Source organism: Acinetobacter silvestris, assembly GCF_002135235.1.
GTDB lineage: Bacteria > Pseudomonadota > Gammaproteobacteria > Pseudomonadales > Moraxellaceae > Acinetobacter > Acinetobacter silvestris.
The window spans coordinates 130,154-152,266 of record NZ_NEGB01000005.1 but is presented as its reverse complement, the minus strand read 5'-3'; the positions used below and the strand labels follow the sequence as shown (position 1 = coordinate 152,266).

Here is a 22,113-nt window from a genome sequence, read left to right as displayed (position 1 = left end):
ATGCTCAGTCGTCAATTAGAAGTTTCTTTACGTTTGGCTGTTAGCATGGCTCGTCAAAAGAGACATGAGTTTCTTACGGTCGAACATTTGCTATTGGCATTACTCGATAATGACTCTGCTGTAAATGCACTGAAAGCTTGTGGTGCAGAAATTATCGGTTTGCGTAAAGAATTAGAAGAATACGTAGAACAACATACCCCTAAACTTGGTGAAAATAGTGACCAAGCGCCACATCCAACTGAAAGCTTTGATCGAATTTTACAACGTGCAATTTTTCATGTGCAATCCAGTGGTGGTGATCGTACCGTTGAGGGGGCGGATGTACTGGTTGCGATGTATTCGGAACGTGATTCATTCGCCGTCTACTTACTAAAACGCCATCAAATTAATCGTTTAACTTTGACGCAGTATTTATCACACGGTGGACGTAAAGAAGAAATTCAAGTTGAAGAAGAAGTTGAAGATTTAGATGGTGAATCAAGTTCTTCAGCTAATGCTGGGCCACTTGAGTTGTATACCCTTAACCTCAACGTCGAAGCACAAAAAGGAAAAACTGATCCGTTAATTGGTCGTGAGAAAGAAATTGAACGTACAGCACAAATTTTGTGTCGTCGTCGTAAAAACAATCCTTTGCTTGTAGGTGATCCGGGTGTCGGTAAAACTTCAATTGCAGAAGGTTTGGCATGGTTAATCGTGAATGGACGAGCACCTAAGCCATTGGCGAATGCAGAGGTATTTAGTCTTGATATTGGTGCCTTGGTTGCAGGAACAAAATATCGGGGTGATTTTGAAAAGCGTTTAAAACAATTGTTAAATGCCTTGAAAAAGAAACCTGAAGCAATTTTATTTATTGATGAAATTCACATGATTATTGGTGCTGGCTCAAGTATGGGTAGTACCATGGATGCATCGAATTTAATTAAGCCAGCTTTAGCCAATGGTTCTTTACGTTGCATTGGTTCAACAACGTTCCAAGAATATCGTCAAGTCTTTGAAAAGGATCATGCATTGTCTCGTCGTTTCCAAAAAATTGATGTCAATGAACCATCAATTTCTGAAACGATTGATATTTTACGTGGACTAAAAAGTAAATTTGAAGAATTTCATCATGTTCAATATGATGATAACGCATTGGTTTCAGCGGTAGAGTTGTCTGCTAAATTTATTAATGATCGCTTTTTACCAGATAAAGCCATTGATGTTATTGATGAAGCCGGTGCTCAACGCCGTTTAAAAGCGGAACAAGATAATACGGTCATTACGATTGAAAATATTGAAGATATTATTTCAAAAATTGCACGTATTCCACCGAAAACTGTGTCAAAAGATGATAAATCTGTACTTGAAAATCTTGAACGTGATTTAAAACGTGTGGTCTTTGGGCAGGATGAGGCCATTGGTGCGCTTTCTTCAGCAATTAAGTTATCTCGTGCTGGTTTGAAATCTCCAGATAAACCGGTCGGTAGTTTTGTCTTTGCGGGTCCTACTGGTGTTGGTAAAACTGAAGTGACCAAGCAATTGGCTAAATTGTTGGGTGTGGAGTTGGTGCGTTTCGATATGTCTGAATATATGGAACGTCATGCAGTTTCTCGCTTAATTGGCGCACCTCCAGGTTATGTTGGCTATGATCAAGGTGGTTTGCTCACGGATGCAATTCACAAAAATCCACATTGTGTCTTATTATTGGATGAAATTGAAAAAGCACATCCAGATGTTTTCAACTTGTTATTGCAAGTGATGGATCATGGTGCATTAACTGACAATAATGGTCGTAAATCAGATTTCCGCAATGTCATCATTGTTTTGACAACCAATATTGGTGCAGAAAGTATTTCTCGTACCAGTATTGGTTTTACTGAGCAAGACAATAGTAATGATAATCAGGAGGCGATGAAGCGAGCATTTTCTCCAGAGTTCCGTAATCGTTTGGATGGTGTGATTCAATTTAAAGCTTTACCAACGACTGTAATCGAGTCGGTGGTTGATAAATTCTTAACTGAATTACAAGCGCAATTGGATGATAAAAAAGTTGTGCTCGAAGTGGATCAAAGTGCGCGTGATTGGATGTGCGAGCAAGGTTATGACCGTTTAATGGGCGCTCGTCCAATGCAACGTTTGATTCAAGATCATTTGAAGAAACCACTTGCAGAAATGATTTTATTCGGTGAGTTGGCAGATCATGGTGGTAATGTTGCTGTTTCTGTACAAAAAGAAAATGGTAAAGCCGTTGGTTTGAAATTAGAAGTTTTTGAAGATGAAACGGCAGAGCCTGCATAACGCATTAATTTAAATAAAAATAACCCGTGAATTCACGGGTTATTTTTATTGAGGCTTAATTTGAACTGAATGTTTGAGAAGATGATGGATATTCAAATTACCAAAGTAGTAACAACGTTTTTTTTATTTTTAATCACTGCAGTTGCAGAAATTCTAGGCTGTTATTTCCCTTATTTAATTTTGAATCAAGGGAAATCCCAGTGGTTATGGGTGCCAACGGTATTAAGTTTAGCGGTATTTGTATGGTTGTTGACATTACATCCTGCGGCTTCCGGTCGGATTTATGCGGCTTATGGCGGAATTTATATTTTCACTGCTTTAATGTGGTTAAAGTTTGTTGATCAGGTATCTTTAACGCGATGGGATCTGATGGGTGGGGCTGTGGTATTAATTGGTGCGGCACTAATTATTTTACAACCACATGGTTTGATACGTTAAATTAAAATGTTATTGAATTCTGTTAAAGTATTTGTTTGAGATTTTATATGATTGAGTGATATCTACTTTAAGCATACATAATGCATAAAAATAAAAAAGGCTTTGATTTACAAAGCCTTTTATTTAACTGATAAAATTAATTTTTCTTTAAATTTTCATTGATTAGAAACTCAACTAAAGCTTTTTGCGCATGTAAGCGATTTTCAGCTTCCGCCCAAACGACTGCATTTTTATGCTCTAGCATATTTTCTGAAATTTCTTCACCACGGTGTGCAGGTAAGCAATGCATAAATAAACAATCAGGATGAGCTAAACTCATCAATTGTTCATTAACTTGGTAAGCAGCAAAAGCTTTTTCACGAATTTTTTGTTCTTCTTCCTGTCCCATACTTGCCCAAACATCAGTTACGATTAAGTCAGCATTCACAGCGGCATCTTCAGCAGAATCAACAAGATCTACACAATGTGCATATTCAGATAAAAATTCTGGTTTTGGTTCATAACCTTTAGGTGATGCGATTTTTAATTTGAATCCCCACATGTGTGCGGCTTCAATATATGAATTACACATATTGTTGCCATCCCCAATCCAAGCTACGGTTTTACCTTGGATCGAGCCACGATATTCGACAAAAGTTTGCACATCGGCAAGAAGTTGACAAGGGTGGTGATCATCAGTCAATGCATTGATCACTGGAACTTTTGAATATTCAGCAAAACGCGTGACGATGTCATGACCAAAAGTACGAATCATTACGATATCAAGCATACTGGAAATGACGCGTGCAGCATCTTCAATAGGTTCGCCACGACCTAATTGAGTATCACGTGAAGAAAGAAAAATAGCACTACCACCAAATTGGCTCATACCAGCTTCAAAAGACACACGGGTACGTGTGCTCGACTTTTCAAAAATCATCCCCATTACTTTGCCAACAAAGGGTTGAAACACTTCATTGTTATGTTGCTTAAGCTTAAGCTCTTGCGCACGATCAATAATGCGGTTCAGCTCAGCGGTGGATAGGTCACGTAAAGTTAGAAAATGTCGTAGAGCCATGGTCACTCCACAATCATTGTTTAGCCAATAAAAAATTGACCCACAATGTATTGTTGGTTGGTAGAAAGTAAAAAAGATTCAAGTAATATACTATAAGACAACAGAATTGCAAAAAAACTAGCTTCTTTGATGACCGGCTAAGAAGCGATCAACGCAAAAACTGATGTATTCGATTGTTTCTTGATCATCTTTCTGGATGTGAATATTCATGAGGACACACCATTCAATATTACGGATAATTCCGAAATATAGCTGAGCGGAGTAAATAGGCTGTTTGCATTCAATAATACCAAGCTCATCCGCTTTGGTGAGTGCACAAGCAATTGCCAATTGAATATGTCTTGGACCTTGTTCATTAATATAGTGAGCAAGTGCTGGATTGCGTTGGGCTTGTTCTAAAATTAAACGAAGGAATGCTGCATTTTCTGGAATGATCAGATGTTGCTTAAAACTCATGAGTGTTTGAATTAAATAAGAGCGCAGATCATCTGTCGTAAAATTAAAGGGTACACAAATATCTTTGAAAAACTGTTCACGCCGATAATCACAAATTGCAGTGAAGAGACCATCTTTATTCCCAAAGTATTTATAAATGGAAGCTTTTGAGCCGCCAGCGTGATTAACGATATCATCTAATGAAACCGCATCAAAACCTCGTTCCAAAAATAAATCATTCGCACTGAATAAAAGCGCAAGACGTCGTTCATGACCTCTACGAGTTTGTGGTTGATCGCAACCAGAAGCTTCAAATTCAGCTAAATGTTTATGCATAGAACAATACAAGGAAAGAATAATTAGGCTGTGCAGATTATAGCAAATATGTCAATGAATTTCTGTTTTGAAAATATATTTAATTACTTTGAGGTATATCGGTTAATGAATTTAAATTTATTTTACCTAAAATACAGAGTACTAGAGTTGATTAAAGCTATATTTAAGCCTTAATTAATAAAGTGACTATGGTGAAGAGAGTGTGACACAATAAGTATTTTTAGCTCTAAGCTTTGGATAAATTTTTAAGTAGAAAAACTATTATAAATTATCAGTATAGTCAATTTTTTGCAGCATGATCTAAAAATGAATCGGTTGTAAAGCCATTTATATCTTAGGTACAGGTATCGCAAACGTATCACTGAATTTGGTGAATACCGTATATTCAACTGATCTGAAGACGTAAAAATGTATTGATTAGGGGTATTCAGCAGCGTAAAAGGCTTTTTATGATATTGAAATATAAACTTAATAATTAGCTATATTTATAGATATCTGATTTTTTTAAAGAAAAAGTGTGATCAAATTAAATGAATAATGTAAAAAAAGTTATTTTATGCATAATGGAGGAATAAGAAACTTTATGAGAAAAACCTCTTATGGATAATAATTCATCTGCTGAACAGGAAAGCTATTTAGGACAACAGCTTAATCAAGCCAAGAGTGAGCTTAGCGAAGCTAGAGAAAGTTTACAGAAAATTAAAGCTGAAACTTTTGAGTATTATCCTGCCGTGGAAGCTGCTGCGCATAAGGCAGAACTAATTCTACAGAATTATACGGCTATAAAAGCAAATGCTGTTCGCGAAAAAGCACGTAAAGATAGTCTATTAAATGCTTTAACTTTAAAGCCACTAAGCCAAAATGGAATCATTTTGGCTCTTTTGTGGGGCTGTATTTTTTTGCTTATTCCATTTTTTGCAAAAGCACTAATTGGTAGTTTTTTGAGCTATATTTTAGCGATTACTGTCTATGTGTTTTTAGTAAGAAAGGGGATGCAAAAAGAAGGTGATCGAAAAAGTAAAAGTGAAGTTGAAAGCATCCATTTATTGGGACAGTGCAAACTTAGCTATATGCATTTTGGGGACAAAGAAAGTAGTGAAAAAGGATATCCGTATAAAGCTATTTGCGCCCCTGCTTCTGAGAAAAATATTTCAAAAAATTGGCGTATTAGTGACAAATCAGGCAAAGTTTTTGGTGCGGATTTTGTAGTTTTCCATGGTTTAAATCAAGCCGACAATGAATTTGCAATTTTACTGATGCCTAAAGATGGACAACCAGCTCAGTTTATTGATATTAACGCCAATACAGAAGCATGGAATTGGCCGATTTACAAACAAATCGCACTTGATTTAGTTCCTGAATTTTCTCAAGATATTTCGGCAGTTCAAGTTTTTTCTGAGCATGCTGAAGCATGGGTTAGGGCGTATGAGTATATTGCATCACTTGAACAGCGCTTTAAAACATTAAGTGATGTTACGCAAAATTGGTCAGATGTTGCGATAGAAGAAGAAACACTTGATCGTGTTTTAAAATTAGTTGATCTGTTTGTCTCAGGGCGCAAGCCATCGCCTAAAGGTATTTTGTTATATGGTCCTCCGGGTACAGGTAAAACATTAATTGCACGTAAACTGGCTAAACATGCAAATTGTCACTTTGAAGCGGTAAATATTTCTGATTTAAAGGCAGGGTATATTGGTCAGACTGCTCCGAAAGTCAAAGAGCTGTGGGAGCGTTGTCGTGAAAATGCACCGACTTTGTTATTTGTTGATGAATGTGAAAGTGCATTTGCAAAACGTGGTGGTACAGATAATGATGCCTTTGGTAATGAGTTAGTACAAACCTTTTTATCCGAATGGGATGGGTTTAATCAAGCATCTGGGAAAGTTTTAGTCATTGCAGCAACCAATCGTCACGATATTATTGATAATGCAATCTTATCTCGCTTTACCGCAAGTGTAGAAATTGGCTTACCTAATGATCAAGCACGTAAGCGTATACTCGAAAATGAGTTTAAAGAAGCAGAAATTGCACTAGAGGTCACTGAAGACTTAGTGACAGAAACTACAGGCATGTCAGGGCGTGATATTCATACTTTGGTTGCCACGATCGTTGCTGAAAATATTAATCGAGAATTCAAACCAGAAAATTTAATTGAACAAGTACGTAAAATTAGAGGAAAGGGTTCTACTCAAGTGAGATCTTTGACTTGGGATGATGTGGTATTACCCTCTGAGACTCTAATGGAATTTCAAAATCTAGGCAAAGAGCTTAAAAATGCTGAGAAATTAGCAAAATTAGGTATTTCAACGCCGAAAGGAATCTTGCTATATGGCCCACCGGGAACAGGTAAAACGCAAATTGCTCGGGTATTAGCAAGTCAATCTGGCCTATCGTTTATTGCCGCGGCTACTTCAGATTTAAAAGCCAATTTTACGGGTCAATCTGGTAGTAAAGTAAAGCAATTGTTTGAGCAAGCACGTTCACAAGCACCTTGTATTGTTTTTATTGATGAAATTGATATTGTGGCAGGTGCTCGAGGTGGTAAGAATGATAATTTTACGCAAGAAATCGTAGGGCAAATGCTTCAAGAGCTAGATGGTGTTGCAACGAAAGAAGGCCAAGTTTTTCTACTTGCTGCAAGTAACCATCCTGAAAATATTGATGGTGCATTGATGTCGAGATTGGAGCGAAAGATTGAAATTGGATTACCAGATTTAGACGCGCGAGTAAAAATTTTAGTAGGAATGTTGGCGAAAAAACCGACTGACTTTGATATCAATGCTGTCGCTCAAGAAATTGCTGAAAATAGTCAAGGATATTCTGGGCGTGATTTGAACTCTTTAGTAACTCGTGCAACACGACGTGCGGTAAGTCGAGCGATGCAATCAGGTGATGATATTGAGTCGATTAAATTAAATCGGTCTGATCTTGAAAAATCATTAGATATTGGCGTGTTGAATGAGGCTTAATATAATTAACTTTGATTAAATAAAGCCTTAGATAAATAAAAGCCCATCATTATAAATTGATGGGCTTTTATTTTTAGAGAGCGTATAAATTTGAGATTAAATTCTAATTTTTAATTCATAGCCGGTATATTTTCGAATATTAATCACGCCGGTATCTAAAATTAAATATTGACCTTTAATCCCTTGTAATTTGCCACGGATAACTGGGGTTTTATCCAAGTTATGTGATTTAATTTTTTCAGGATATTCATCGACAGGATAAACGAATTCACGTGGTAATTCAGTCTCCAGTAACTCAACCGTTTCATTAAATTCTAAATGTTGGCTAAATTCATCCCGAATGCTTTGAATTTTTGGTGCAAAATCTTCAATGAGTTGATCACGAATTTCAATTAGATTCACGGGTTCAGCTTCACCTTTAAGCAATTTACGCCAATCGGTTTTATCTGCAACTTGTGTGCCGAACATAACCTCAAGTTGACCAGATAAACGACGTGAACCGACTTTCATTATGGGTAGGGCTTGTGTTGCACCTTGATCTAACCAACGTGTTGGCATTTGTCCTAAGCGGGTAATGCCAACTTTTAAAGCGCTTGAATTGGCTAAATAGACAATATGCGGTTGAAAGCACACTTCGTGAGCAAAACTATCTTCACGACAAGTCCCTAGATGATAGTGACAGGTTTCCGGTTTCATGATGCACATATCGCAGGACGCTTTAGTTTTCATGCATTTGAAACAATGACCTTGAGAATAAGATTTTGGCGTTTTGGTGCCGCAGGAAATACAATAAATATTTCCTGTCGCTTCAATTTCAATTTCTTGACCTAAATTGAAGGGTAGATCAACTTCTGAGCGATCCAATATAAATTTATATTCAACATTTGCCTTGTGAGTTTGTTGATCAGTTACACTAAGGTTTTTTAAACCTGCATGCATTTTATGGCAAATGCCTTGTAGTTCCATATTTAATTACTCACTCAAAATAAAGGTGCAGTTATGGCTGAGTACAATGTCATCACTTCAATGCTAGACGATTTATCAGTAGAACAGCCAATTACAACTGCATTGTGCATTGGTCAAGATCTTGCCCAATACAATATTAATCATTCAATTCAATGGCAGTATTTTAACTTAACTGACTTTTTAAGTCTGCCTTTTACTGGGCGTTATGATTTAGGCTTTGTGTTGTTAGATACTGATGAACTCATAAATGTAAATGATCAGCAGAAATCACAGTTATTGGTGAAATTAAGAGATTTGATGGCTAAGCGTATTATTGTCGTGTGTAAACGCCAAGATGAAAAATTATTGCGCTCTTTAGGTTTTACTCAATTAATTGATAAAACTTCGCATGATTGTGATTTTGCTTTATGGCAGTTCAATATTTTAACGTATAAGCATGTGCCTGATTGGTTTAATTCTAAATTTTGGGCGAACCCTGAAAATTGGAATAAATTTCGTTGGTAAATGTGGGGCTTTTAAAGCTCTTGCAAAAAATAACAATATGCATTTTGGTTTTGTAAATAAAGCCAAGTATTCTGTTGATGAGTATAAAATCAAATTAGGAAAGCTCATGACGGATTTAAGTAATATTGTTGAAATTTTAGCGAAGCAAGCACTGGGTGGACAACAACAATCATCACAAAGTGGTTTAGGCGGTATTTTAGGGTCGGTTATTGGTGGTTTGGGTGGTAGTCAGCAGCAAACTCAACAAGGTGGTTTAGGTGGTATTTTAGGGTCAGTTCTTGGTAGCCTCGGTGGTGGTCAGCAACAACCAACAGCGCAAGCAAGTGGTTTTAATGCGCAATCGTTATTGATAGCCGTCGTTCCATTGGTACTTGGTTGGATTCAACAGAATGGTGGTTTACAAGGAGCTTTAGCTAAATTACAAGGCGCAGGTTTAACTGGACAAGTACAAAGTTGGGTTGATCCAAATCAAGGTAATAGTGATGTCCCTGCACAACAAATTCAAAGTCTATTTAATTCACAAGATATAGAGCAAGTTGCACAACAAGCTCAGGTACCCACTCAAGAAGTTTATGGTGCAATTTCTTCAGTGCTTCCGCAAATTATTAATTCATTAACACCTCAAGGTGATGCGACCGATCCCAAAGAAGCGAATAATGATATTCAGAATGTAATGAATTTAGTTTCTGGATTTATGAAGTAACTTTTGGTAAGAAAAGTCAATTTGGTGAGTGCTGAGTTGGCTTTTTGAAGTATTAATGATTAAAAATAAAAAATTGAGTATATTTAAAACGATTTAACTTGAATCCTACTTAAGCCAATGATTTCGTTATTTGATTTACTTTTGATGATGCTATTTAGCATATAAAGATGCATAAATTCCAGAGAATTAATCTATAACAGTATAAGGTTTACTCATTATTAAGTTTCGTACTGATCTTTTAATAAGCTGAAATAGTTTTTTTATTTATATTTAATTAAATCAATAGCTTTTTCTTTAAAATTAGATTTAAAGTTCTTGGCTGATCTGCTCTTGATCGGCATAAAGAGTTGCTTTTAATCCTCTTGCTGGTTGTTTAACTATTTAGATATTTGCTCAACAGCTATACTGACAATTTCACCTGATTAATTCATGTTTAAATATTATTTGCAGTCAAAGATATAGTGACCTAATGGTTTTGTGCGATCGTCTTTTAGATGCATTTTTATCTGTGATTCGAGTGATTTAACTTACTTTATAAATCATAAAAAATTGTGCTGTTTTTTTCTGAATAAATTAAATATTGATGCTTAAAAAGATAAAAAAGCCATTTTGGGTGTTTTTTCGCTTGTTGATTGGTAAGAAATTGACAGTCATTTGAATTGTGTTAATTTAACCCATTGATATTGAATATTATTTTATTGTTTCACTTAATTTTGATAATAGGTGAAGCAGTAATGTTTTTCATTGGGGAATGTGATGCAACTAAGGTTTAAGTATTTAACATTATGTACGTTGTCTGCAATGCTGGTAGCTTGTGGTGGCTCTGGTTATTACGATAAAGACAATGATTCAACTAACAGTTCTGGTGGTGGCTCAAATCAAGTTCCAGGGGATGGAACGAATGAGCTTCCAGGGGATGGTAGACCAGAAACTCCAGGAGATGGTAAGCCAGAAATTCCAGGAGATGGTAAGCCAGAAATTCCAGATACGAGTATACCCACAACCCCAATTGGACCAAGTACGCCAATAAAGCCAGATACAGGTATACCTTTAACGCCAATTGGACCAAGTACACCAGTAAAGCCAGATACGGGTATACCTTTAACGCCAATTGGGCCAAGTACACCAGTAAAGCCAGATACGGGTATACCTATAATACCAATAGAACCAAGTACGCCAGTAAAACCACCATTTATCTCAAAATATCCTGAACCTAAAAGAGATAGATTGGATAGTTCTATTTTGGGTTTTTTCGATTTTGATAAACTTGGACTTACTCGCCAAATCAGAAATGATTTAAATGGTAGTTTTTCGGCGATGGTGCAATTTGCACAAAGTCATGTGGTCAATCCTAAGAATAATGAATCGCAATTTTTACCGCGATTAACCACTGAAAAAGATGCTTTGCTTCTCGTGACACCAACGATAGAAATGGGTGATCCTGAAACTTTAAATGCAGAAATATATTTAAATAATCAGTTGATTCGGACGGTTGAATTAAAAGAACCTTCGCGTATTGCGTCATCAGATCAGTCCAATGCTGATGATCGGCCACGGGTACAATTTTCAAAACGTGCATGGTCAACAGCATTGTCATGGAGTGAAGTCCGTCCGGGATTATCTATTCGAATCGTTGATCCTGTAAATAATAAGACTGGCGATTTACGTGCAGAAGACATTGATTTTGCAGCACCTGGTGAGTTGGTTGTCCAAAGTATTCGATTGGGCTTATTGACAGATCCACCAAAGTCAACGAGTCACTATATGTTGCTCGAGCCTGAGAAAGCAGGGACGGATTATTTCCAGACCGTTCCAGCAGCACGCATGATTGTTAGTAAATATGAAGATATGAAGCTTAACAAAGTGATGGTCGCAAGTGGTGTTATTTATGACTCAGTAAGTGCAAGCAATGGCGGTACGTATAGTGGCGACATGCGTGAGAATACAGCTAAATCAACCTTCAGTGTGGGTATTAACCTTGCAAACTGGGGTGTGACCAGTTCATCAATGCAGAGTCAGGAACAACCACAACTAACCCAAAGTGTTGTGATTCATCATGCTCGCGGTAAATACATTAATGAAGAGATCAATGATAAAGGCCAGTCCAATAATGGTGAGTACAGTCATGGTTTAAGTGGGGGTAATGGTATCCTGACTTTATATAATTCAATTGGTAATGAATTTAGTCATGAAATTGGACATCACTTTGGTATGAGTGACTATTTTGGGAAAAATGGCACAGATCGTTCACTAGAAACACATCATGCAGATAGTGGCTGGGGTTATATAGCAAATCGTAATCGTATGCGTGGTAACTTAGATTGGAATAGTGGTAATCGGGGTTTCCCAGAAAGTAATATTCCGAGTTTCCTCAATCTTTATGCCTATGGTATGAATGCGATGTCTAGTGGTTATCCATCGGGATCGTTGTCACAATACACGTACTATACTGGCTATGCGGCACAGCAAAAAATCCAACCTGCGCTTGATCGCGATGTTTGGGCGAGCGATTCCGCTACGGGTTATAAAAAGTGGAATAAAGAAACTCGAATGATGGAGGTATCACAGCCTAGAGTACCTGCGAAATCGAATAATGTTTGGTATAACAGTGCGAATGGGAATTTTCTAAAACCCCGTTTATTTAGTGTGCCTGTATATACCATTGTGGGTGGATATGATCCCGTCAATCAGTTGGGTTTAATTTATCCTGCGGCACGTGGTAACTGGGGTAATGTGTTTGATTTGCCGCAAGCCAATACTGGCGGTACAGCTGCGAGTTGCTGGTTAAAAGTGCAGTCTGCTGGTGGTGTGCAAAATATTGCATTGGCACCACAACGAATGAATCCTAACCTTGATCCCAATAATTTAGCTGTTGTGAATAAGTTCCATGTTAATTTGGCACAAAGTGACCAGCCTCAAGTGGTTGATTTGTATTGTAAAAAAGAAAATGAGGTAGCAGTTCAACTTTCAAGTATTACGATTCCTGTTAGTGTTGATGCTATGTCACCGTATGTAAGTATTGGCAAGGAGGACGGTTATTCAGCGTTAAAGCATGTTGAACTGCCACAATTGAGCCAAGCATTCTTGCAAAATCAGGGTAAAGAAGTCGTTAATTTATCACCTACTTTTAGAATGTTTTATGATTCTTATCGTCTTTTTAAAGATGAGTTTTCTTCAGATGCTCAAGCTGAAATGGTGCGTTATACACAACAACAAATCAAAGTTTATCGTTTGAATCGTTGGGTAAATACTTATTATGCTGACTTAAGTAGCGGCAATACAGAAGCACTAGAGGCATTCCATGCTTTTGTGAATGAAATCGGCTTAAACAATGATCTTCCATTGGCAAATGCCAGCATGTTAACCATGCCAAAAATGGGCAATAGTTGTCTTAAAGTAGAGAAACTTGATACTGGAGCATTGAATGTTTATATGAGTGGTAAGAATGGCTGTACGGGAGAGCCATCCACAGTATGGATTCATGATGCAATTGGTAAAATTCACAGTCAACAGTATCCAGATTTATGTTTAACCAATTCTAGAACACTTTCTTCATGTAATAATGATTTGCAAGGTCAAGTGTGGGAAGTTGCTGTAAATGCTGATAATACACAACAACTTCGTCAAGGAAACAGTTGTTTAGACTTGAGTGGTGGTTATACCCCAGCTGCAGATGGGCGTGGTGCAATTACCATGTATGGTTGTGGCGGTGGTAATAACCAGAAGTGGACTATTGTTCAGCAGAATCAAAGTTTAATTTTAGCGATGTCTAATGGTAAAAATTTACCATTGATCTCGAGACTTTTAACGAAATAATTATACTTTTAATTATTGAGTAAATAAAATAAGCTCTATAAAGGGCTTATTTTATTAAATATTGATTATAAATAGACACAAAAAAAGCCCTTTATAGGGCTTTTTTCACATACATAAATTAGTTAGCTAAAGCTTTAATTTGTGCATTTAAACGGCTCTTATGACGAGCAGCTTTGTTCTTATGGATGATGCCTTTATCAGCCATACGGTCAATTACTGGTACAGCAGTTTTGTAAGCTTCTGAAGCAACAGCATAGTCACCAGCAGAAATAGCAGCTACTGTACGTTTAAGATAAGTACGAACCATTGAACGTAAGCTAGCGTTGTGTTTACGTGCTTTAACGTTTTGACGGGCACGTTTTTTAGCTTGAGCAGAGTTTGCCACTCGTGCACTCCTTGAAATAGATTGGTCTGGGCGGGCTGAAATTGCATCTGAAAACCTTCATCAGAAGAATTATCACCAGCCCGTAAACAAGTGCCATATTGTGATTAAATAAAGCATCAAAGTCAAGACTTGACTTGCTTTGGCAACATTTTAGATGCAGATAAAGTTGAAAGAAAACGTTAAATTATCCGAATCTTAGTGGGATTGATTAAAAAATGGCTAAATTAATAAGAAGTGCAATTGTGATTGGAGCGACTGGGCTGGTTGGCCGGGAGCTAGTGAAACAACTCAATTCAAATGTAGGTTGTGAGCGTATAACAGTGGTTGTGCGTCACGAAGATCAAGCATTTAAAAATTATTCAAAAGTAAAACAGTTTATTTTAGATGACTTCTTATTATTGAATGATGAGGATGTGAGTGAATATAGCCACGCCTTTAGCTGCTTAGGCACAACCATTAAAAAAGCGGGTTCAAAGCAGACTTTTTACAACATCGATTATGGCATTAATGCACATTTTGCAGATTTATTTGAAATGACACCGACTCATTTTTTATTAATCAGTGCAATGGGGGCAAATTCGACCTCTAAAATTTTTTATAATAAGGTTAAAGGCGAATTAGAAAATTATATCCACAATTTGAATTTAAGCTGTACTTCTATTTTTCAGCCATCATTATTATTGGGTGAGCGTCAAGAAAAACGGGTGTTCGAAGATGTGACTCAAAAGCTTTATCAAAGATTTTCGCATTTGGTGCCTAATACATTCAAATATAAGCCAGTGACAGCAGAACAAGTGGCTCATACTATGATTGAGGCAGCACAAAATCAGACTGATAAGTTTGAAATTTATGATAATTTACACATACAAAACACCAAATAATGGAGATATAGAGTGACTTCAATACCTTTCGTAACCTGTGATTTATTAGATGATCATCCTGAAAAAGACATTCAAGTCGTGACACCATCTATGGATGGTAAGTTTTTTAAAAGCTATGGTGCACGTAAAAGCTTCGGGGGGCAGGTTATCACGGTGAAATGTTTCGAAGATAATTCGCGAGTTAAAGAGTTATTGGCAACGGATGGTACAGGAAAGGTCCTTGTTGTGGATGGTGGAGCGTCTATGCGTTGTGCGCTCATGGGCGATATGATTGCGGAGTCAGCGGTAAAAAATCATTGGAATGGCGTGGTCATTTATGGCTGTGTACGTGATGTTGATGCAATTGCAGAACTTGATTTAGGTGTGCATGCATTGGCTGCAATTCCACAAAAAAGTCAGCGTAAAGGCATAGGCGAGACTGAAATTAGCCTTTATTTTGGAGGTGTAAGCATTGATTCAGGTGATTATCTCTATGCAGATAATAATGGAATTGTTGTTTCAAAAGAAAAATTGGTCGATTTATAAGTTAATAACCATCGAAAGCTCAAGGATAATAAAATGGTGCATCATCAAATTAAAGTCGTTCAAGCACTTGCTTCATCTATAACAGCAGGAGGGCGTGGAGCTACTGGTACAGCTTTTCCGAATCAGCCTGAAAAAGCAATTAAGTTGTATGAGTTTGAAGGTTCGCCATTTTGTCGTCGTGTACGTGAAGTTATGACGTTATTAAATCTAGATTATGAAGTTTATCCATGCCCAAAAGGTGGAGTGAAATACCGTAAAATCGTTAAAGAGAAAGGTGGGAAAAAACAATTTCCTTTTTTTGTGGATGAGAATACGGGCACTGAAATGTATGAGTCGAAAGCCATTATTGATTATTTATTTCAGCATTATGGGAAAAGCGGTACAACACCTAAAAAGTATACACATTATCCAAAATATCCAGTTGTGGCTCTGGCGGGTACGCTCATTAATGGTGCTCGAGGTGTGTGGATTAACCAGAAAATTGTTGATCGTGCTGCTCCTGAAAAATTATTGAAACTATGGGGTTTTGAAGCGAGTCCTTATACGCGGGTTGTGCGTGGTGTTCTTACAGAATTAGAAATTCCTTTTGTTTTTCACAATGTAGCAAAAGAGCGTTGGCAAGATCAGGGGCCTGCGGTATTACGTTTAAAACCGGGACAATATGTGCCTTTACAGGGCGGTAAGCGTGAAAAAGTGATTGAAGTGATGAGTCGTTTTAAGAAAGATATTCAAGTTCCTTACTTGGAAGATCCTAATACGGGTGCGAAGTTATTTGAATCTGAAGATATTGTGAAGTATTTACAGCAAAAATATGGTTGATATTAAATACTTGAATAATAAAAGCATCCTTGAGGTGCTTTTTTTGTATGTATGGGTAGTGAAATTGAACTATTGGATCATGATTGTTGCTCAATGTTACAAAAGAAGTTTTGCAATATGCTAGATTATGAATATTTATAATAAAATGAGAGCATGCATTTATGAAAAGTACGAGAATTCAACCGGTCATGAGCCGTCCGGGCGAAAATGCGTTATTCATCGTATTGGGGTTGAATCAAACTGATGCAGTTGTAGAAACGGTTATAGATTTTTCAGCTAACTTTTCAGCATTAACACGGAGCTTAAGCAACCGATTTCCTGAAGCTCAATTTAATGCGACCATGGGTTTTGGTTCAAATGCGTGGGATCGATTGTTTCCGAAGTTAAGTAAACCAAAAGAATTAATAACATTTAAAGAGCTTAAAGGTCCAAAATATACTGCTGTTTCAACAGCTGGGGATTTATTTTTTCATATTCGTGCAGGTCGTCAAGATCTATGCTTTGAGTTGGCGAGTATTATTCAAGAGCAACTCAAAGATGTAGCACATTCGATTGATGAGGTGCATGGTTTTCGTTATTTTGATGGTCGGGCAATTATTGGTTTTGTGGATGGAACAGAGAATCCTGAACCTGAAATTGCCGCTGAATATGCCTTGGTTGGGAAAGAAGATCCAAAATTTAGAGGGGGAAGTTATGCCTTTATTCAAAAATATATGCATGATATGGATAAATGGCGTGGCTTAAGTGATGAAGAGCAGGAAAAAGTTATTGGACGCAAAAAATTTAATGATGTTGAGCTAGGTGATGATGTTAAGCCGGGCACTGCGCATAATGTGGTGAGTAAAGCACATGATCGTGACGGCAATGAACTCAAAATTATGCGAGCGAATATGCCTTTTTCAAATCCTTCAAAAAATGAATATGGCACATTCTTTATTGGTTATGCAGGTAAGTTTAGTACCACCAATCAAATGCTAAAACATATGTTTCAAGGTGATGCAGCAGGTAATTTAGATCGACTACTGGATTTTAGTACGGCTAAAACCGGAACTTTATTTTTTGTTCCTACCATCGATTTTCTAGATGATTTAGGTGATGAATAATTTATTGTAAAGAAAGTGGGGGGGCCGTGTGAGGCATCCCCATTTTTATGTTGCGGCTGTAAAGTATTTAATTTGCTATGATGGCTGGAAGTTTTGGGTTTGGAAAAGAACAAGCATGTTGAATAAGTTGGTTGCGTTGTTGAAAGGCAGTAAGGAAACAGCTGAACAAGTCTATCTACGTGAAAACAATATCCAATTTGATATAGAGCAAGGCTATATCGTTGATGGTATCGTTGTAAATAAATGCTCAGAGCGTCTAGAATATTTTTCTAACCGAAAATTAACCAATTTCGATGATTTAAAAGAGCTATTTTATAAAGCTATTTTGATCAATGAAAAAATTGATTTAGAAATTGCTTCTGGTCGTTATGTTACACGTTTAGGAAATACCGAAGAAAACTTAAAACAGTTTAAGGTGATTATTCAAAAATTAAATGATTATTATAAAATTTTTAAAAGAGATAAATAAAAACAAAGAAGAGAGCATGACTTATATTTCATTTGGTATGTAGTAGTTCCTAAAGAAAGAAATCACCTATGCATTAATATGTAAAGTGAAACCCTTCGAGTAGAGCTAGGTTAAAGAGCAATAGATTATTTTACAAAAATGCAGCAATTTTCTTAGAAAATAAAAGTAAGACTGTGTTGATAAATAAGCTTATATAAAATTCATCATGCTAAAATAGTAGCCATGTCTTTTAGACCGATAGCGACTATGTTCCAAAAAGAAATCTCTGAACTCAATTTAAAAAGACTCAAAGCAGGTGAAAAACGATGGATCGGCTCAATGCTTGGTTCATCTGCATCTTTATTGTTTAAAGAAATATCTGAGCAGTCTGAGCAGTTATTTGTCTTGGTTGCACGGAACAATCAGCATTTAGGGCAATTGGAAAGTGAACTCGAATTTTATGGTCTTAAGCCAACCATTTTCCCCGATTGGGAAATTTTACCTTATGATCGATTATCACCGCATCAAGACATTATTTCAGAGCGTTTATCCATTCTTTCTAATATGCCCAAAAAAGGCATTTTACTGATCTCTGCAACGACATTCGCACAGCGTGTTGCACCAACTTCATGGATATTGGGCGAGCATTTCGATATCAAAGTCGGTCAAAAATTTGATTTAGAACAACAAAAAATGAAATTGATTCAGGCTGGTTACCACTTGGTGGATACGGTCTATGATCATGGGGAGTTTGCAGTCCGTGGCAGTATTATGGATATATATGCATCAGGGCAAAACTCACCAATCCGTATTGATTTGTTTGATGACGAGATTGATACGCTTAAATTTTTTGATCCTGAAACACAACGAACCACCACAAAATTAGATCGATTTACGGTTTTACCAGCGAAAGAGTTTCCACTCAAAGAAGCACGATCAACATTCAGAGATCGTTATGCGGAAAGTTTTCCAACAGCAAATCCGAAGAAAAATCCAATCTATCAGGATGTTTTAGAAGGTATTGCATCACCTGGATTAGATTTTTACTTTCCATTGTTCTTTAGTAAAGAAGCAATGCACAATCAAAGCAGCATTACTTCGTACTTACCTAGTAATGCTGTTGTCATTACAGATAATCAGTTGGATGATGGATTAGCAACTTTCTGGAAAGATGTAATACGCCGTTATGAAGATCGACGTCATAATATTGACCAGCCGCTACTTGCACCAGAAGATTTGTTTTTACAACCGAATCAAATTTTTGAAGCTTTAAATCATTTTGCAAGAATCATTGTATCAACTGATGAAATTATTGAAAAAGCTGGTGTTATTAACTTATCAGTAGAGCTACCATCTCGGCTTCCAGTTGATCCTAAACAAGAAAAACCATTTTCAGTTGTTAAAAAATATATTAATTCAGCCAATCACCCTGTGCTATTGGTCGCCGAAAGCCCAGGCCGTCGTGAAACTTTAAAGGATGCTTTACGCCCAAGTTTGGGTGATATTCCAGTTGTTGAAAATTTTGCAGAGTTTAAAAAAAGCAATTATTCCGTAGCTATTACCAATGCCCCTTTAGACCGAGGGCTGGTCATTACCAATCATTTAACCGTTATTTCTGAAAATCAGTTATATGAACATCGGGTCGTACAACGTCGCCGCAAACGCCAACAAGAAGTTTCAGAAGAGTTTTTAATTCGTAGTTTGACGGAATTAAGTCTTGGAGCACCAGTTGTACATATCGACTATGGCGTAGGTCGTTATGCGGGGTTAGTCACTTTAAATATTGATGATCAGGATTATGAGTTTTTGCAGCTGGACTATGCGGATGCGGCAAAAGTTTATGTGCCAGTGACCAACCTGCATCTGATTAGTCGTTATAGTGGTGGTGATCCTGATCTGGCTCCTTTACATAAATTGGGTACTGATGCATGGAATAAAGCGAAACGTAAAGCTTTAGAGCAAATTCATGATGTTGCTGCCGAACTATTACATATTCAAGCACGTCGTCAGTCTAAACCGGGAATTAGTTTTGAACTTGAGCAAAGTTCATATATGCAGTTCGCCAGTGGTTTTGCTTATGAGGAAACGCTCGATCAAGCCAATGCGATAGAAGCGGTATTACATGATATGCAATTGGCCAAACCCATGGATCGTTTGGTGTGTGGTGATGTTGGTTTTGGTAAAACTGAAGTCGCAATGCGTGCAGCATTTGTTGCTGTCCAAAATAATAAGCAAGTTGCTGTACTCGTTCCAACTACATTGTTGGCGCAACAGCATTTTGAATCTTTTAAAGATCGTTTTGCCGATTGGCCGATTCGGATTGAAGTTTTATCACGTTTTGGCACCAATAAAGCCCATACTAAAACAATAGAAGATTTAGCAGATGGTAAAGTGGATATTGTCATTGGCACACATAAAATTCTTCAGGAAAATATCCAATTTAAAAATCTAGGTTTGATGATTGTGGATGAAGAACATCGTTTTGGCGTGCGTGATAAAGAGCGGATTAAAGCAATGCGTGCAGACGTAGATATGTTGACCTTAACCGCGACCCCAATTCCACGTACATTGAATATGGCTTTTTCTGGTATGCGGGATTTATCTATTATTGCGACGCCACCTGCGCGTCGTTTAGCGGTAAAAACCTTTGTGCTTGATCAAACTGATGCAACCATGAAAGAGGCGATTCTGCGGGAATTATTGCGTGGTGGTCAGGTTTATATCTTGCATAATGAAGTCGATACGATTGAACGTGCTGCAGAAAACATTCGCCATTTAGTACCTGAAGCACGTGTTGCTGTAGCACATGGTCAAATGCGAGAGCGTGAACTTGAGCAGGTAATGCAACAGTTCTATCATAAAGAGTACAACGTCCTTGTTTGTTCGACCATTATTGAAACAGGGATTGATGTTCCAAATGCCAATACCATTATTATTGAACGGGCAGATAAACTGGGCTTGGCACAATTGCATCAGCTACGTGGTCGTGTAGGGCGTTCACATCACCAAGCGTATGCTTATTTGATGGTGCCTTCACTGAAAGGCTTAAAAGGTGATGCTGAAAAACGCTTAGATGCCATTCAACGTGCTTCAAATCTAGGTGCTGGTTTTATGTTAGCCACTGAAGATTTGGAAATTCGTGGTGCAGGCGAGTTGTTGGGTGAACAACAAAGTGGATCTATGCAAGCCATTGGTTATAGTTTGTATATGGAAATGTTGGAAAAAGCCACCAAGGCCATTCAACAAGGGAAAACCCCAAATTTTGATGTGCCATTGTCGTTAACTGCTGAAATTAATTTGCATATGCCTGCCTTGATCCCAGATGACTATTTGGGAGATGTGCATCAGCGATTGTTATTTTATAAACGTATTAGTAATACTAATACCCAAGAAAAACTAGATAACATTCGTATGGAGTTAATTGACCGTTTTGGTGTGCCACCGCAACCCGTTAAACAACTTTTCAGTGTGCATCAAATTCGGATTAAAGCCGAACAATTGGGGATCATGAAAATTGATATACATGCCAATGGTGGTGCTCTAGAATTTTCTCCAGATACGCCAGTACAAGCAATGAGTATCATACAGTTGATGCAAAAGCATCCGACCTATTACAAAATGGATGGTGGGCAACGCTTAAAAGTGATGGTGATGTTGCAGGAGTTTGATAAGCGGATTCAGTTTATTTTAGATTTATTAAATAAATTATTAAGTGAAGTAAGTTTAAGCTAAACAGATACTAGCGTCTCAGCTTAAAAAACAAAATCTTATAGCCCTCGTGTGAATTTGCATAGAGGGTTTGAAATTGAGTCAAGAGCTTAAAGTATTGGTATTTAGCTTTAATGTATATGGCATGATTGGATTTAAGCTAATCTGTATTTATTTGTAGTAAAACACAAGACTAATAATATTCATGCCAAAATTGATGTGTTAGTATTAGCCATCCTTCTAATTTTACGTCATTTATAAAGATATGTTTAGTTTGCATCCACAACTTGCTCAAGATACTTTTTTTGTTGGCGATTTTCCGCTTTCTACATGTCGTTTAATGAATGATATGCAGTTTCCGTGGTTAATTTTAATTCCACGTGTGCCAGGAATCACTGAACTGTATGAATTGAGTCAATCTGACCAAGAGCAGTTTTTAAGAGAGTCTAGTTGGTTGTCAAGTCAGCTAGCTCGTGTGTTCCGCGCAGATAAAATGAATGTTGCTGCTTTGGGAAATATGGTTCCACAACTGCATTTTCACCATGTCGTGCGTTACCAAAATGATGTGGCTTGGCCAAGACCAGTTTGGGGTACACCAGCAGTACCATACAGCAATGATGTTTTAGCACATATGCGCCAAACTTTAATGCTCGCTTTACGTGGTCAAGGGGATATGCCATTTGACTGGCGTATGGACTAACGAATATACACATGGATTTGTGTAGAAGTGAAATTGGAGTGAT

17 protein-coding genes are annotated in these 22,113 nt (G+C 37.3%); 13 read left to right on the top strand and 4 right to left on the bottom strand.

Annotation, left to right across the window (positions count from 1 at the left end; all coding sequences use genetic code 11):
• Together clpA and B9T28_RS09940 are read left to right on the top strand one after the other, a co-directional pair.
• On the top strand, positions 1-2,277 hold the full coding sequence (gene clpA / locus B9T28_RS09945; protein WP_086203827.1) for an ATP-dependent Clp protease ATP-binding subunit ClpA: 2,277 nt from the start codon (positions 1-3) through the stop codon (positions 2,275-2,277).
• Positions 2,278-2,361: 84 nt separating this feature from the next.
• Complete coding sequence (locus B9T28_RS09940) at positions 2,362-2,715, top strand: YnfA family protein (protein ID WP_086203826.1); 354 nt, start codon at positions 2,362-2,364, stop codon at positions 2,713-2,715.
• Positions 2,716-2,851: 136 nt separating this feature from the next.
• Here the strand turns inward: B9T28_RS09940 and argF are convergent, their stop codons facing one another.
• Both argF and B9T28_RS09930 read right to left on the bottom strand, forming a co-directional pair.
• Positions 2,852-3,772 (bottom strand): ornithine carbamoyltransferase, encoded by a 921-nt coding sequence (gene argF, locus B9T28_RS09935; protein ID WP_086203825.1) that lies wholly within the window; start codon positions 3,770-3,772, stop codon positions 2,852-2,854.
• Positions 3,773-3,889: 117 nt separating this feature from the next.
• Positions 3,890-4,543 (bottom strand): TetR/AcrR family transcriptional regulator, encoded by a 654-nt coding sequence (locus B9T28_RS09930; RefSeq protein WP_086203824.1) that lies wholly within the window; start codon positions 4,541-4,543, stop codon positions 3,890-3,892.
• Between the two features lie 599 nt (positions 4,544-5,142).
• On the opposite strand from B9T28_RS09930, the gene B9T28_RS09925 reads away from it, so the two are divergent.
• Positions 5,143-7,512, top strand: a complete 2,370-nt coding sequence (locus B9T28_RS09925; protein ID WP_086203823.1) for an AAA family ATPase — start codon at positions 5,143-5,145, stop codon at positions 7,510-7,512.
• Positions 7,513-7,608: 96 nt separating this feature from the next.
• Here the strand turns inward: B9T28_RS09925 and B9T28_RS09920 are convergent, their stop codons facing one another.
• Complete coding sequence (locus tag B9T28_RS09920) at positions 7,609-8,478, bottom strand: DUF2797 domain-containing protein (protein WP_086203822.1); 870 nt, start codon at positions 8,476-8,478, stop codon at positions 7,609-7,611.
• Between the two features lie 33 nt (positions 8,479-8,511).
• Here B9T28_RS09920 and B9T28_RS09915 point away from each other — a divergent pair, with 33 nt between their 5' ends.
• The 3 genes from B9T28_RS09915 (at position 8,512) to B9T28_RS09905 (ending at position 13,501) form a co-directional block, all read left to right on the top strand.
• On the top strand, positions 8,512-8,982 hold the full coding sequence (locus B9T28_RS09915) for a DUF6231 family protein (protein WP_086203821.1): 471 nt from the start codon (positions 8,512-8,514) through the stop codon (positions 8,980-8,982).
• A gap of 106 nt (positions 8,983-9,088) precedes the next feature.
• Complete coding sequence (locus tag B9T28_RS09910; protein ID WP_086203954.1) at positions 9,089-9,685, top strand: YidB family protein; 597 nt, start codon at positions 9,089-9,091, stop codon at positions 9,683-9,685.
• Between the two features lie 756 nt (positions 9,686-10,441).
• Positions 10,442-13,501, top strand: coding sequence for a M66 family metalloprotease (locus tag B9T28_RS09905; RefSeq protein ID WP_086203820.1), 3,060 nt, complete (start codon positions 10,442-10,444; stop codon positions 13,499-13,501).
• 118 nt (positions 13,502-13,619) lie between these two features.
• Here B9T28_RS09905 and rpsT read toward each other — a convergent pair whose 3' ends face one another.
• Entirely contained in the window at positions 13,620-13,886 is a 267-nt protein-coding gene (gene rpsT / locus B9T28_RS09900) for a 30S ribosomal protein S20 (RefSeq protein WP_086203819.1), read from the bottom strand.
• Positions 13,887-14,101: 215 nt separating this feature from the next.
• Between rpsT and B9T28_RS09895 the strand changes: the two genes are divergently transcribed.
• From B9T28_RS09895 to B9T28_RS09865, 7 genes are all read left to right on the top strand, one after another.
• The gene (locus tag B9T28_RS09895) at positions 14,102-14,767 is read left to right on the top strand and encodes a Rossmann-fold NAD(P)-binding domain-containing protein (RefSeq protein WP_086203818.1); all 666 of its coding nucleotides are present in this window, start codon (positions 14,102-14,104) and stop codon (positions 14,765-14,767) included.
• Between the two features lie 12 nt (positions 14,768-14,779).
• Positions 14,780-15,292 (top strand): ribonuclease E activity regulator RraA, encoded by a 513-nt coding sequence (gene rraA / locus B9T28_RS09890; RefSeq protein ID WP_086203817.1) that lies wholly within the window; start codon positions 14,780-14,782, stop codon positions 15,290-15,292.
• A 33-nt stretch (positions 15,293-15,325) separates the two neighbouring features.
• A complete protein-coding gene (locus B9T28_RS09885; protein ID WP_086203816.1) occupies positions 15,326-16,111 on the top strand; it encodes a glutathione S-transferase N-terminal domain-containing protein in 786 nt (261 codons plus the stop codon).
• A gap of 161 nt (positions 16,112-16,272) precedes the next feature.
• Positions 16,273-17,214 carry a Dyp-type peroxidase gene (locus B9T28_RS09880; RefSeq protein ID WP_086203815.1) on the top strand — a complete coding sequence of 314 codons (942 nt, stop codon included), beginning with the start codon at positions 16,273-16,275 and terminating at the stop codon, positions 17,212-17,214.
• A 115-nt stretch (positions 17,215-17,329) separates the two neighbouring features.
• On the top strand, positions 17,330-17,683 hold the full coding sequence (locus B9T28_RS09875) for a hypothetical protein (protein WP_086203814.1): 354 nt from the start codon (positions 17,330-17,332) through the stop codon (positions 17,681-17,683).
• A gap of 246 nt (positions 17,684-17,929) precedes the next feature.
• Positions 17,930-21,394 (top strand): transcription-repair coupling factor, encoded by a 3,465-nt coding sequence (mfd, locus tag B9T28_RS09870; protein ID WP_086203813.1) that lies wholly within the window; start codon positions 17,930-17,932, stop codon positions 21,392-21,394.
• Between the two features lie 241 nt (positions 21,395-21,635).
• Positions 21,636-22,070, top strand: a complete 435-nt coding sequence (locus B9T28_RS09865; protein WP_086203812.1) for an HIT domain-containing protein — start codon at positions 21,636-21,638, stop codon at positions 22,068-22,070.
• Positions 22,071-22,113: the final 43 nt, after the last annotated feature.